The sequence below is a fragment of the Roseomonas sp. CAU 1739 genome, from assembly GCF_039839775.1.
Taxonomy (GTDB): Bacteria; Pseudomonadota; Alphaproteobacteria; order Acetobacterales; family Acetobacteraceae; genus Neoroseomonas.
The window spans coordinates 20,576-33,530 of the sequence record NZ_JBDOQQ010000006.1 but is presented as its reverse complement, the minus strand read 5'-3'; the positions used below and the strand labels follow the sequence as shown (position 1 = coordinate 33,530).

General features: G+C 70.5%; 12 protein-coding genes and 1 pseudogene. 4 read left to right on the top strand and 9 right to left on the bottom strand.

The annotated features are described in order from the left end of the window. Positions 1-97: 97 nt before the first annotated feature. A complete protein-coding gene (locus AAFN86_RS11780; RefSeq protein WP_347543516.1) occupies positions 98-1,438 on the bottom strand; it encodes a transglycosylase SLT domain-containing protein in 1,341 nt (446 codons plus the stop codon). 297 nt (positions 1,439-1,735) lie between these two features. On the opposite strand from AAFN86_RS11780, the gene AAFN86_RS11775 reads away from it, so the two are divergent. Then, positions 1,736-2,281: a glycine zipper 2TM domain-containing protein gene (locus AAFN86_RS11775; protein ID WP_347543515.1), complete on the top strand. Its 546-nt coding sequence runs from the start codon at positions 1,736-1,738 to the stop codon at positions 2,279-2,281. Positions 2,282-2,539: 258 nt separating this feature from the next. Here AAFN86_RS11775 and AAFN86_RS11770 read toward each other — a convergent pair whose 3' ends face one another. Continuing rightward, entirely contained in the window at positions 2,540-2,719 is a 180-nt protein-coding gene (locus AAFN86_RS11770) for a hypothetical protein (RefSeq protein WP_347543514.1), read from the bottom strand. Between the two features lie 146 nt (positions 2,720-2,865). Here AAFN86_RS11770 and AAFN86_RS11765 point away from each other — a divergent pair, with 146 nt between their 5' ends. Together AAFN86_RS11765 and AAFN86_RS11760 are read left to right on the top strand one after the other, a co-directional pair. Further along, the gene (locus tag AAFN86_RS11765) at positions 2,866-4,125 is read left to right on the top strand and encodes an MFS transporter (RefSeq protein WP_347543513.1); all 1,260 of its coding nucleotides are present in this window, start codon (positions 2,866-2,868) and stop codon (positions 4,123-4,125) included. Further along, complete coding sequence (locus tag AAFN86_RS11760; protein ID WP_347543512.1) at positions 4,122-5,153, top strand: chromate resistance protein ChrB domain-containing protein; 1,032 nt, start codon at positions 4,122-4,124, stop codon at positions 5,151-5,153. Before AAFN86_RS11765 ends, AAFN86_RS11760 begins: the two co-directional genes overlap by 4 nt. A gap of 207 nt (positions 5,154-5,360) precedes the next feature. Here the strand turns inward: AAFN86_RS11760 and AAFN86_RS11755 are convergent. The 3 genes and pseudogenes from AAFN86_RS11755 to AAFN86_RS11745 all read right to left on the bottom strand — a co-directional run bounded on the left by AAFN86_RS11755 (position 5,361) and on the right by AAFN86_RS11745 (position 8,646). After that, positions 5,361-7,725 (bottom strand): annotated as a pseudogene (locus AAFN86_RS11755) (heavy metal translocating P-type ATPase). Positions 7,726-7,761: 36 nt separating this feature from the next. Next, positions 7,762-7,956, bottom strand: a complete 195-nt coding sequence (locus AAFN86_RS11750; RefSeq protein WP_347543509.1) for a DUF2933 domain-containing protein — start codon at positions 7,954-7,956, stop codon at positions 7,762-7,764. An 18-nt stretch (positions 7,957-7,974) separates the two neighbouring features. Continuing rightward, entirely contained in the window at positions 7,975-8,646 is a 672-nt protein-coding gene (locus AAFN86_RS11745; RefSeq protein WP_347543508.1) for a Spy/CpxP family protein refolding chaperone, read from the bottom strand. A gap of 185 nt (positions 8,647-8,831) precedes the next feature. Between AAFN86_RS11745 and AAFN86_RS11740 the strand changes: the two genes are divergently transcribed. Beyond that, positions 8,832-9,896, top strand: a complete 1,065-nt coding sequence (locus AAFN86_RS11740; protein WP_347543507.1) for a DMT family transporter — start codon at positions 8,832-8,834, stop codon at positions 9,894-9,896. 35 nt (positions 9,897-9,931) lie between these two features. On the opposite strand, the gene AAFN86_RS11735 is transcribed toward AAFN86_RS11740, so the two are convergent. The 4 genes from AAFN86_RS11735 to AAFN86_RS11720 are packed head-to-tail and all read right to left on the bottom strand — an operon-like array spanning position 9,932 to position 12,942. Further along, positions 9,932-10,399, bottom strand: coding sequence for a DUF411 domain-containing protein (locus AAFN86_RS11735; RefSeq protein ID WP_347543506.1), 468 nt, complete (start codon positions 10,397-10,399; stop codon positions 9,932-9,934). 20 nt (positions 10,400-10,419) lie between these two features. Beyond that, complete coding sequence (locus AAFN86_RS11730) at positions 10,420-11,757, bottom strand: ATP-binding protein (protein WP_347543505.1); 1,338 nt, start codon at positions 11,755-11,757, stop codon at positions 10,420-10,422. Then, a complete protein-coding gene (locus tag AAFN86_RS11725; RefSeq protein WP_408906598.1) occupies positions 11,754-12,539 on the bottom strand; it encodes a response regulator transcription factor in 786 nt (261 codons plus the stop codon). Before AAFN86_RS11725 ends, AAFN86_RS11730 begins: the two co-directional genes overlap by 4 nt. A 13-nt stretch (positions 12,540-12,552) precedes the next feature. Then, complete coding sequence (locus tag AAFN86_RS11720) at positions 12,553-12,942, bottom strand: hypothetical protein (RefSeq protein ID WP_347543504.1); 390 nt, start codon at positions 12,940-12,942, stop codon at positions 12,553-12,555. Between the last annotated feature and the right edge of the window lie 13 nt (positions 12,943-12,955).

Below are 12,955 nucleotides of genomic sequence, written 5' to 3'. Positions count from 1 at the left end.
GGCTCGGCGCAGGTCACTGGCGGAGTGGGACGGCGTGCGCCGTCAATGCTGCGACCGAGCCTGCCCGGGGCGCCCCATTGGGCACCCCGGTTTCCGATCACGCGCCGGGCGCGACCACGGTGCAGTCGCCACGTCCGCGCAGGCGCGAACAGGCCTGCTCGGCGGCGGCGCGGGTCATGCCGGTGACGCGCGCGCGATACAGGGTCGAAGACCCCTGCCGCACCGGCGTCACCGCGGTCCGGGTCCCCATCGTCGCGACCGTATCGCGCGCATGGTTGGCCGTGGTGCGGGCGAGGTTCTCCGACGCGAAGGCGCCGACCTGCACCGACCAGTTGCTGCCACCGCCGGCGGGGGCGGAAACCGGCGTTGGTGCCGGGGCGACAAGGCCCTGGCGGGCCGGCGGGGTGGGCAGCGGCGGCGGCAGGGTGCTCGCCTGCGCCGACCCGACCAGGCCGAAGCCGCGGAAGGGGGAGGCGGCAGGCGTGCGGCGTTCCGGCGCGGCAAGCGCAGACGCCACGATGGCCGGGGCGCGCGACGGGGCGGGCTCCTCGGCCTGCTGCTGGCCGCGCTCGATCTCCGACTGCCGGGCGGCTTCGGCGAGCGCCGCACGGGCGCTGGCGGTCAGCGTCGGATTCTCGGCACCCGTCATGTAGGTGGGCGAACCGCCCGTGGGGGCCGGCGGCGGCGGGGCCATCGGCGCGAGGCTCGCCACCTGCACCGTGGTGGCCGCGGGCGGCGGCGGCGGGGCGGAAGCGACCATGACCGGGGCGGGCGCCTGGCGCTGCTCACGCAGGGCGAAGGCGGTGCCGCCCGTGATCGGGCGCGGGCCGGGTGCGATGCGCGTGCCGATATCGGCGGCGGCATAGACCTCGGCCGGGGCACGCCGATTCGGGTGGGTGCCTTCGATGCGCGGGCCGATTCGGGCGACGTAGTTGCGCGTCTCATTGGGCAGGCCGCGACCGCCCCACAGATAATCCTCCAGGCGACGAGGCCCGGCATTGTAGGCCGCCAGGAAGGCCGGGCTGCCGTACAACTCGTACATTTCCCGCAGATAGGCCGCGCCGGCCTGGATGCTGTCATACGGGTGGTAGGGGTCGTTGCCGAGATTGTAGCGGGCCTGCAATTCCCGATAGGTGCCGGGCATCACCTGCATCAGCCCCATGGCGCCGACCGGGCTGGTGGCGGTGGCGCGGCCGCCGCTTTCCTGGCGCATGACCTCGCGGATCCAGGTCTCCGGCACGTCGAACCGCCGCGAGGCGTCGCGGATCCATGGCCCCCACGGATCACCCGGCGGGCCGGGCGGCGAAGTGCTGTCAGGACGGTTGTAATAGGGCCCGTTGCCCGCACTGCGTTGGCTTGTCTGCGCGCAGGCTGCCAGCAGCGACAGCACCGCGGCGACCAGAACGGCTCTGCTGCCGTCCCTCAAGCGTCCGGTCATTCCCCCTGGTCTCCATAGCGCCGGATCGCAAAGCCAACCCGTTGTGGTGAAGTGCCGGAATCCCCCTCCGGCCCCTCCGGGCAGGCCCGCTCACGGGCGTTGAGTGCAATACGCTGAAACGTTGCGTAGGCCAGCGCCGGCCACCCGGTCAAGCATTGCGGACGCATCGCAGCATGTGGTGTGTCCCGCTTGGCCGTCTGTCCTACGGGTGGACGTCATCACCATACTGTGGCCAGACCGGGGCAACCTGCGTGATGATGGCCCCATGCCGCTTGCAACCAGTTGGAGAGTTGCCTGATGTTCGAACTCCGCCGCCTCGCGCCTCTCGGTATCGTGCTGGCTCTTGGGACCGGCCTGGCCGCCTGCGCCCCGGCCGGCAATTCGACCGTGGACCGTTCGGCGCTTGGCTCCTCCGGCTATGTCTCCTCCGGCACCATCGTCGGCATGCGCCCGGTCGCGGTGCAGGGGACACGGTCTGGCGTCGGAGTCGGGGCGGGCGCCGTCGCCGGCGGGCTGGTCGGCAGCACGATCGGCGGCGACTGGCGCGCCCGCACCGTGGGCGGGGTGATCGGTGCCCTGGCCGGTGGCCTCGCCGGCGGGGCGATCGAGGAAGGGGTCACCCGCGGCAATGCGATGGAATTCATCATCCGCGACGACAACGGCCAGATGCGCTCGGTGGTTCAGACCAATGAGATGAACCTCGCGGTCGGCGAGCACGTGATCATGACGCAGACCGACCGGGTGCGGCTGTCGCGCTCGGGGACCGGCGGGGCGGTGGGCTATGGCGCGTCCTATCCGCCCGCCTATGGCGGCGGACCGATCGACGCCCGCGGCGGGAAGTGATCGACGGGCCGCCAGACCGCCTGGACGGCGAATGGGGCGCTACGCCCCCTGTATCCCCTTTTGCCGAACTAGCGGCCACGGCTTTTGTGCAACCGCGTCCGCACCGCGTGCGCCGGCAACCGAGGTAGCCTTGCCCCAGGGCAGCGAAGGGGCCGCCGCAGGTACCGCAGACCACTTTGCCGCTCAGCGGGCGCTTCGCTCGCCGCCGCTCCCGGTATGCCGGGGCGGCCTGCTCGCGCTTCGGTGCGGCCTCCCGCATCACGCGGGCTTGGCGCGCCCCCGGACCGCCTGGTCGATAAAGCGCAACGCGGGGACCTCGGTTTCAGCCGCCGCTGAGCGCCTGCCATGGTTGTTCTCGTAATGGCTGGCCAGCAGGCGCTCGGACAGGCCCTGCAGCCTTGATGGCTTGAAGCCCAGAGGGGCGACGGCTTGGGCCATGGCGTCCATTCCTTCCGAGATGCGGCTGTCACGCGCTGAGCGAATCCCGGGCGCAGCGCGACGAAAGATACATGTGTTTCATTGATACGCTCATGTGATATGGTCGCCATATCGACAAGCCGATATGCCCGCCAGGACCCCATAGGATGAGCCTGCCAGCACCGACTTCGCCCGATCCCGCGGATATGCGCCGTATCCTCTGGGCCCGCGGTATGCGGGCCTTCGGTGATGGCTTCGCCGCTATCCTGTTGCCGTTGCACCTGTCTTCGCTTGGCTTTGCGCCGATCGCAGTGGGTGCGATCTCGACCGCCGCCCTGCTTGGTTCCTCGCTGCTGGCCCTTGGCCTGGGCGCGGTCGGCCACCGCGTCCGACGGCGTCCGGCGCTTCTCGCAGCCAGTATTCTGATGGTCGGCAGTGGCTTCGGATTCGCGGTGATCGACGATTTCTGGCCGCTGCTGTTGATCGCCTTCGTCGGTACGCTCAGCCCGACGGGCGGCGATGTCGGGGTCTTCCTGCCGCTCGAGCATACCGTACTCACGCAGTCGGTCCCGGCGGAACAGCGGACGGCAGCCTTCGCGCGATACAGCTTCGTCGGATCAGTGATCGGTGCTGTCGGCGCCTTGGCGGCTGGCGCGGTGGATTGGCTTGCCCCAGTCGCGACTCCGCGCATGGTCACCGATACGCTGTTCCTGCTGTATGGCGCCCTCGGCGTGGCCAGCTTCATGCTATATCGCGGATTGTCAGCGCGCGCCGAGGCGCCGGGCCATGCGCTTCCGGCGCCGCTCGGCCCTTCGCGCCGGCGCGTCTACGGGCTGGCCGCGCTCTTCGCGCTCGATAGCTTTGGCGGCGGGTTCGTCGTGAACTCGCTGCTGGCGCTCTGGCTGTCCGAGCGCTTCGGCCTCGACATAGCGACAGTCGGGACGATCTTCTTCGCGACGAGCCTTTGCTCGGCCGTGTCCTACTTTGCTGCCGTCCCCCTGGCAGCCCGCTTCGGTCTGGTGAACACGATGGTGTTCACGCATCTCCCATCGAGTGTCTTCCTCATCCTCGTCGCCTTCGCGCCCGACGCCACTTTCGCCTTCGGCCTTCTGGTCCTGCGCGCCCTGCTGTCGCAGATGGATGTTCCGACGCGGTCCTCCTACGTGATGGCGGTCGTCGAGCCCCGCGAGCGGCCGGCCGCAGCGAGCGTCACCGCCGTGCCGCGAGGCTTGGCAGCGGCCGTGTCGCCGCTGATTTCAGGCTGGCTCATGGGGCTGAGCCCCTTCGGGTGGCCGCTGATCCTCGCCGGGGGACTGAAGATCACCTACGACCTGCTGCTGCTCCGGGCCTTTTCGGCCGTGCGGCCGCCCGAGGAAGCGGCGGTCCCAGCGCCGAAAGGCGGACTGCGCAATACGGGAAGCCGATGAGCCGGACTGCCGATCGCAGCACGAGCACGGACGAGGCACCCGCGGAAGCCGAGAGCAGCGCCCGCTGGTTGCTTCTCGTCTTCCAACTGCCGTCGAAGCCGGCCTACCTGCGCGTCAAGATCTGGCGTCGCCTGCAGGTGCTTGGGGCAGTGGCCGTCAAGAACGCGGTCTACGCGTTGCCTGCCGGCGAGCAGGCACAGGAAGACCTTGAGTGGCTACTCAAGGAGATCTCCGAAGGCGGAGGCGATGCCATGATCTGGGAGGCCCGCCTGGTGGACGGGCTCTCGGATGACGACGTCCGCAGCCTGTTCAATGCAGCGCGCGGCGAAGACTACGATGCCGCGGCCAAGGAGGCACGCACCCTGTCGGAAGCGGCGCGATCCCAGGTCGAACCGGCCGATGCGAGAGCGCGGCTGGTGCGGTTGCGCGCCGAGGTGGCCCGGATCGCATCGATCGATTTCTTCGGGGCGAACGGCCGCGAAGCAGTCGAGGGCTTGATGTCTGGTCTCGAGAAAGAGCTCCAGGAGGAGACGGCCATGTCGGATGAACGCCCGGAGCAGGCGGCGGACGGACGGACGGCGGAAACGCTGACGGGTAAGGTCTGGGTCACGCGGCGCGACGTATATGTCGACCGGATCGCATCGGCCTGGCTGATCCGGCGGTTCATCGATCCGGCAGCGCGGTTCAAGTTTGTCCCGGCCAAAGGGTATTCACCTCAGCCGGGCGAGTTGCGCTTTGACATGTACGAAGGCGAATTCACGCATGAGGGGGACCGTTGCACCTTCGAGGTGCTCCTGGGCCGTGCTGACCTGGAACGCGACGGTGCCCTCGCGGCTGTGGCAGAGATCGTTCACGATATAGATCTGAAGGATGGCAAGTTCGGCCGGCCAGAGGCGGATGGCGTTCGCACGCTCATCGCCGGTCTTTGTGCCGCGACGGCTGATGACGAGGAGAGGTTGGCGCGGGGATTTTCCATCCTCGACGACCTATACAGGTTCTTCGCGAAACCAGCACGAGGTCGGCAATGAAGTGCTGCCTCGTACCGCAGACATTTTCTTCCCGATTCCGGCCGCCGCATCAGGGCCGGCCGCCGAGGACAGGAATTCGGCAATCTGGAGCGTGATGGCCGCAGGTGCGAACGCACCTGAGGTCTGAATCACGCCGTCAAACAATAGGTTGGAGCGTGATGTGTGAACGAATGTGAACCGATCATGCCCTCAGGCGCGGCACCTGCACTATTTGACGTTTGCGCGCCTCAACCGTAGCGAATTGCTGACGACACTGACCGACGACAGCGCCATGGCCGCCGCTGCAATCAGCGGGGACAACAGGACACCGAAGAACGGATACAGCACCCCGGCCGCCAGCGGCACCCCTGCGGCGTTGTAGGCGAAGGCGAAGAACAGGTTCTCCCTGATGTTCCGCATGACTGCCCGCGACAGCCGTCGCGCGCGCAGGATGCCGGTCAGGTCGCCGCCGAGCAGCGTGACACCCGCGCTTTCCATCGCGACATCGGTGCCGGTCCGTCCCCATGGCGATGCCGACGTCGGCGGCAGCGAGTGCAGGCGCGTCGTTCACCCCGTCCCCCGCCATGGCAACACGACGCCCTTCGGATTTCAGGCGTTCGACGATGCGCTGCTTGTCCTCGGGAAGCACCTCCGCCTCGACCTCGCCGATGCCGAGGCGCCGGGCCACCGCCTCGGCCGTCGTGCGGTTGTCGCCAGTCAGCATGACAACCCGCACCCCTTCCGCCGCGAGACCCGCAAGGGCGATGGGCGTGCTCTCCTTCACCGGGTCGGCGACAGCGATAAGGCCGGCGGCTTTGCCCGCCACGGCCACGAAGAACACGGTCGCGCCTTCTCCGCGCAGTCGCTCGGCCTCGCCTGCCAGGGCCGCAGCGTCGATGCCGCCTTCGGACATCAGCCGCGCATTCCCGACCGCGACGGGCTGCCCGTCGATCCTGCCCGTCACTCCGCGGCCGGTCGGGGCGTCGAACGCCTCGACCTCGGGCAGCCGCAGGCCGCGCGTCTCGGCCGCCTTCACCACCGCCTCCGCCAGCGGATGCTGGCTCGGCCGCTCGAGCCCCGCGGCAAGGCGCAACAGCTCCGCCTCCGCCATCCCCGCGGCCGGCACGATGGCTACGACCTCCGGCCGCCCGCGCGTCAGCGTCCCCGTCTTGTCCACCACCAGCGTGTCGATGCGTTCAAGCCGTTCGAGCGCCTCGGCGTTCTTGATCAGCACGCCCGCCTGCGCGCCGCGCCCGACGCCGACCATGATGGACATCGGCGTGGCGAGGCCGAGAGCGCAGGGACAGGCGATGATCAGCACCGTGACCGCCGCGACGATGGCATAGGCCGCGCGCGGCTCCGGCCCCCAGGCCAGCCAGCCGAAGGCGGCGAGGATCGCGACCGCCACCACGCTCGGCACGAACCAGGCCGAGACCTCGTCGGCAAGCCGCTGGATCGGTGCGCGCGACCGCTGCGCCTGCGCCACCATCCGCACGATCTGCGCGAGCACCGTATCCTGCCCGATGCGGTCGGCGCGCATGACGAAGGCGCCCTGGCCATTCAGCGTGCCACCCGTGACGCGCGAACCGGGTGCCTTGGCGACCGGAACGGGCTCCCCGGTGACCATGCTCTCATCGACGTTGCTGCCACCCTCCAGGACTTCGCCGTCGAGCGGCACCTTGTCGCCCGGGCGCACCCGCAGCCGGTCCCCGACCGCGATGGCGGCGAGCGGCACCTCCTCCTCCGCCCCGTCATCCAGGATGCGGCGCGCCACGGGTGGCGCCAGGTCGAGCAGCGCGCGAATGGCGCCGCCGGTCCGTTCCCGCGCGCGCAACTCGAGCACCTGTCCCAGCAGGACCAGGACGACGATCACCGCGGCGGCCTCGAAATAGACGGCGACCGAGCCATCCGCGCCGCGGAAGGCCGGCGGGAAGACCTGCGGCGCCGCGGTAGCGACCACGCTGAAGACCCAGGCGACGCCGGTGCCGAGTGCGATCAACGTGAACATGTTGAGGCTGCGGGTGACGACCGATCGCCAGCCCCGCTCGAAGAACGGCCATCCCGCCCAGAGCACGACGGGGGTGGCGAGCAGCAGTTGCAGCCAGTTCGATGCGCCCCGCTCCAACAGGTGATCGAGGCCGAGCAGATGCCCGCCCATCTCGAGCACCACGACGGGCAGCGTCAGCAGGAGGCCGATCCAGAACCGCCGCGTGAAGTCGCGCAACTCCGGGTTCGGCGCCTCCGCGCCCGTCGCCACCTCGAGCTCCAGTGCCATGCCGCAGATCGGGCAGTTGCCCGGCCCGACCTGGCGGATCTGCGGGTGCATCGGGCAGGTGTAGATCGTGCCGGGCGCCACGGCCTCCGCCCGCAGCGGCATCGGCGCGCCATGCACGTACCGTCCTGGTTCGGCGACGAACTTCGCGCGGCAGCTGGCCGAACAGAAGTGGTAGGCGACCCCCGCATGCTCCGCGTGGTGCGGCGTGGAGCGGGGGTCCACCTCCATGCCGCAGACCGGGTCCTTCACCATCGAGGGTGCGGGGGTTGCCGGCTGGTGGTGGTGGCCGTGATGGGCGTTGGCCGGCTCAGCGCTCATGGCGGCTGGTCTCCAATCCGTGGGGCGGTGCGGCGCTCAACCACCATGACGATGCCCGCGATGCATCAGCAGATGCATCAGCGGGCAGGCGAGCAGCACCAGGTAGGGCAAGGCGCCCAGCGCGTGCCCGAAGTGTTCCCGCAGGACATAGAAGATGCCGACCAATGCGAGGCCGAGCATCGTGACGCCGGTTGCCGTCCGCCACCACGGTGCCTGCGTGTTCTCATGCATCGCGTGATGCCTCCCGCGTCAGGGCATGCGCATGCCGCGCATATGCTCGCCCATGAGCTCGTCGGCGGCGCGCTTCTGCTCGTCGCTCAGCGCCGCGTAGAGCGGGGCGAGGGCCGTGGAGACCGCCCGCATCGCCTCGACCTCGGCCGACCGCAGGGCGATGCGGCGGTCCAGCAGTTCGGGCGCCGTGGCAGGCTGGTCGGCGCGCTGCATCGCCTGCGTGACCGTCTCCCGCATCCGCTGCATCTGCGCGCGCACGGCATCGGCGAAGGCATTCCATTGCGGCATCTGCGCGTCGGTGATCCGCAGTTCCGCCCGCAGGAAGGCGAGCGACCCTTCGATGCGATGGAAGGGCGCCATGCCGCCGCGGCGCATCCCCTCCATGCCTGGCATGCCGGCGCCCATCGGCCCGGCCTGGCCACCCATGCGGCCCTGCATCATGGGCATCATCTGACCCGGGCCGCCTGGCATCATCATCATGCCGCCCGGACGCCCCATGCCGGGTGCGGCAGGCGCGGTGGGGGCGGGGGCGGGCTGCGGCGAGGCCTGCGCGGTCTGCTCGCCGCCGGGATGGTGCGCCGCGTGGTCGTCGCCGCCCTGGGCCGGCGCCTGGGCGGAGGCCCCGCCGGCCATCGACAGGGCAAGGGCCAATGCGGCGCCGCCGATGGTGATGCGATGCTGGGTGCTCATTCTGTCCTCCGGTTCCTCGAACCTGATGTGTCCGGGCCTTGGCGGCGGGCGTCAGGCGGCTGGCCGCTGCGTCCGTGGGTGACCGATGGGATCATGCGCATGGCCACCCTGCGGCAGCATCAGCGGCTGATGACAAAGTGTGTCGGGGTGAAGGCGCCCGCAGCCCCGGCGCTGTAGCATGGGGCATGACCCGCACCGGCATCCTGCTCGCGCTGGCCTCGGCCGTCCTGTTCGGCGCCAGCACACCCTTCGCGAAGCTCCTGCTTGGCACCGTGGACCCCTGGATGATGGCCGCGCTGCTGTACCTCGCCTCCGGCATCGGCCTTGCGGTTGTGTATGGGTCGCGCGCCCTGCTGCACATGCCCGCGGCCGAGGCCCCGCTGCGGCGCCCCGACCTGCCGTGGATCGCCCTGGTGATCCTGTCGGGGGGCATCGCCGGCCCGGTTCTCCTGATGCTTGGCCTGAGCCGGACCGACGCCGCCGGCGCCTCGCTGCTCCTCAACCTTGAAGGGCTGGCCACCATGGGCATTGCCTGGCTGGCGTTCCGCGAGAATGTGGACCGGCGGCTGCTGACTGGCGCGCTGGCGATCCTCGTGGGCGCGGCGTTGCTGTCCTGGCAGGGCGGCGCCACGCTCGACACCGGCGCGGCGCTGATCGCCGCGGCCTGCCTCTGCTGGGGGATCGACAACAACCTGACGCGCAAGCTGTCCTCGGCCGATCCGGTGCAGATCGCCATGGTCAAGGGGCTGGTCGCCGGAGGGGTGAACCTGATCCTCGCCCTGATCGGCGGCGCGGCCTTGCCGCCCCCGGGCCTCCTCGCCTCCGCTGGTATCGTCGGCTTTCTCGGCTATGGGGTGAGCATCGCGCTTTTCGTGCTGGCGCTGCGCCACCTCGGTACGGCCCGCACCGGGGCATACTTCTCGCTCGCGCCCTTCGTCGGGGCGGCGCTGTCGGTCGTCATGCTGGGCGAGCCGCTCTCCGGACGCCTGCTGCTGGCCGGACTGCTGATGGGGATCGGCCTCTGGCTGCACCTGTCGGAGCGCCACGACCACCTCCACACCCACGAGGCCATGGAGCATGAGCACCGCCACCGCCACGACGAGCACCACCAGCACGCCCACGGACCGGACGACCCGCCCGGCGAACCGCATACCCACCGGCACCGGCATGAGCCGATGACGCACCGGCACGCCCACTACCCCGATCTGCACCACCGGCACGGGCACAAGGCAGAGCAGGCGAGCGGCTGACCTGATATGTCGGGCGGTGGCGCGGCGCCGGATCGTCAGGCTGGCTCGGAACCCCGGAAGCGCATGAAGGTTCGGTGCGGCCTGCCGCCGAAGGCGATCACGTCATAGGTGTCGGGCGGCTGGCCCGGGATCTCCATCCCGGGCGTGCCGGCCGGCATGGCCGGAACTGCGATGCCCAGGATGCCCGGCGGCCGTGTCGCCAACAGGCGGCGCAGCGCGAGCTCGGGCACATGCCCTTCGAGCACATAGCCATCCACCCGGGCCGCGTGACAGGAGAGCAGGTCGGGCGGCGTGCCGAGCATCCGCCGCGCGGGCGCGACGGAACCGGCCACATTGTCCTGCACGGCAAAGCCTTCCCGCCGCATATGATCGACCCAGCCGCCGCAGCAGCCGCAGGCCGCGTCGCGCCAGACTTCGAGGCGGCGTGCCTGGCCCGCCCGCGCTGCCATGGAGACCAAAGCGGCCCCCAACCCGGACAGCAGGATGGTCCTGCGAGACCGCATCCCGTTACTCCTTTCGCACGTCACGACGCCGAACGCGGGAGCCGGACCACCGCGGCCAGTCCGCCTTCCGCGCGGTTCGCCAGGGTCAGCGTGCCGCCCTGCTGTTCCACCGCACGCCGCGCGATCGTCAGGCCCAGCCCCGATCCGCCGGTGCCCCGGTTGCGGGAGGCTTCGAGCCGCCGGAACGGCTCGAAGACAGCTTCCATCTGATCTTCCGGGATCCCCGGCCCGTCATCCTCGATGCGGACGACCAGGCCAGGGCCGTCATCCTGCAGGATGACCCGCGCCCCGCCGCCATATTTCACCGCATTGTCGATGAGGTTGGCGAAGGCGCGCTTCAGCGTGACCGGGCGGCAGAGAAGGCGGGCCTGCGGGGGCGCCTGCAGCGTCACCACAGCGCCCGCATCGGTGGCCGCATCGCACAGCGTGCCGAGCATCGTCACCAGGTCGGCCTGGCGCTGTTCCTCCGTCTCGGCCTCGCCGCGGAGATAGGCGAGCGTCGCCGCGATCATCGCCTCCATCTCATCGAGGTCCGCATCGATTTCGCGTGCGACCTCGGGGTCCTCGACGAAGCCGGCGCGCAGGCGCAGGCGCGCGATCGGCGTGCGCAGGTCGTGGCTGACGGCCGCCAGCGCCTGAGTGCGATCGGTGATGAGGCGTTCGATGCGGGCCTGCATGCGGTTGAAAGCCTGGGCGGCGTGGCGCACCTCGCTGGGGCCTTCCTCCGGCATCCGCGCGGTCTGGCCTGGTTCGCCGATCCGGTCTGCGGCGGTGGACAGGGCCCTCAGGGGCCGCCCGATTAGGCGCACCACGACCAGGCCCAGCAGCAGGATGCCCGCCGCCATGGCGGTGGTGGAAGCAAGGGTCGCGTGCTCCGGCGCCGCAGGCCTGAACAGGGCGGCCGAAAAATTCAGCCAGGTCCCGTCGGGCAAGGGCAGGGCGCCCAGCAGCGCATGCGGCCCGCTTCCGCTGTCCCCGGCGGCGTAGCCGAGCCGCAGCCCCGCCGTGTCGAGTTCCTGCACCAACTCGCCCAGGCGGGCGCGCACCGCCTCGATGCGCGGGCTGGTCTCGGTTCCCAGGCCAACGGTCGGCGCCGGGGTCCAGTGCAGGTCGAGGCTCGCCGAGGACAGCGCGTGGGCCATCCGGTCACGGTCCTGCGCGGGCAGTGCCGCGATCGTGCGCTTCGCGGCGGCGAGGCGTTCCGCCAGCTGTTCCTCGCGCGTGTTGCCGAGAGTCGCCTCGGTGCCGATCTGGTGCAGCCACAGGCTGCCGAGATGGAACACGATCAGGCCGACGAAGAGCACCAGCATGATGCGCCCGCCGAGGGTGCCGGGCACGAGGCGCGACAATGGCCTCACGTGGCGCGCTTCACGGCCGGCACCAGCATGTAGCCGGCGCCGCGGATCGTCTTGATGACCGGCGGGCCGTCCTCGGTCGGTTCGAGCTTCCGGCGCAGGCGGCTCACCATCACGTCGACCGCGCGCTCCGTGCCGTTGAAGGCCATGCGGTTGCGCGCGAGGTCGAGCAGCTGCTCGCGGCTGAGGACGCGCTGGGCGTGCTCGCAGAAGGCCAGCAGCATGTCGTATTCGCCGCCCGACAGGTCGATTACGGTGCCATCGGGCGCCGCCAGTTCGCGCCGGCGCGTGTCCAGCGTCCAGCCGCCGAAGACCAGGCGCTCACCCGCCATGCCGGCCACCGGCTGCCCCGCCTCGCCGCGCGACCTGCGCAGCAGGGCGCGCACGCGGGCTAGCAGCTCCGCCCGCCCGAAGGGCTTCGGGATGTAGTCGTCCGCCCCCAGTTCCAGGCCAAGCACGCGGTCCGTCTCCTCCCCGCGCGCGGTCACCATGATGATGGGCACGCCGGATTTCGCGCGCAGCGCGCGGCAGAGGTCGAGACCCGACTGGCCCGGCAGCATGACGTCGAGCAGCACCAGCTCCACGGGGCTGCCCGCGAGGGTTTCCCACATCTCCCGCCCATCGCGCGCGCCGGTGACGCGGAAGCCGTTCTGGCGCAGGAACTTCGCGATGAGGGTGCGCATCTCCCCGTCATCCTCGACGACGAGGATGTGGGCTTCCGGATCGAGCAGGGAGCCGGGTTTCGCTCCCGTGTCGGCGTCCTGGTCCTTCATGGCGGGCGACATGGTCGCGCGATGCTCACGCCGGGTCGAGCGGTGTGAAGCGCGCCTGTGCCGTCCGCTGGCCCGGCAGGCTCAGTGTCACCACGGCCCTGACGCCGCGCGCCTCGGAGAGGTCGCCCGTGCCCCGCAGCAGGTTGCCCTCCATCGGGGTGAGGGGGACTGTGGCCTGCCGGCCGTTCGCCAGCAGGATGGCCTGGGCCGTCGCGCCGGCGACAGGCACAGGCCGTTCATTGTGGTCGAAGACGAAGACCAGGATGTCGTTGCCGCGCAGCACGAGCTCCGCGTGATAGGAACCGATGTCCTGCACTTGGCCGCCATTGGGGCCGCGGGCCCCGGCGGGCAGGTGCGCAAGTGCCACGCCCGGGGCAAGACACAGGGCGGCGAGGATGAGGCGGCGGGTCGGCATGGCAGTCTCCGTC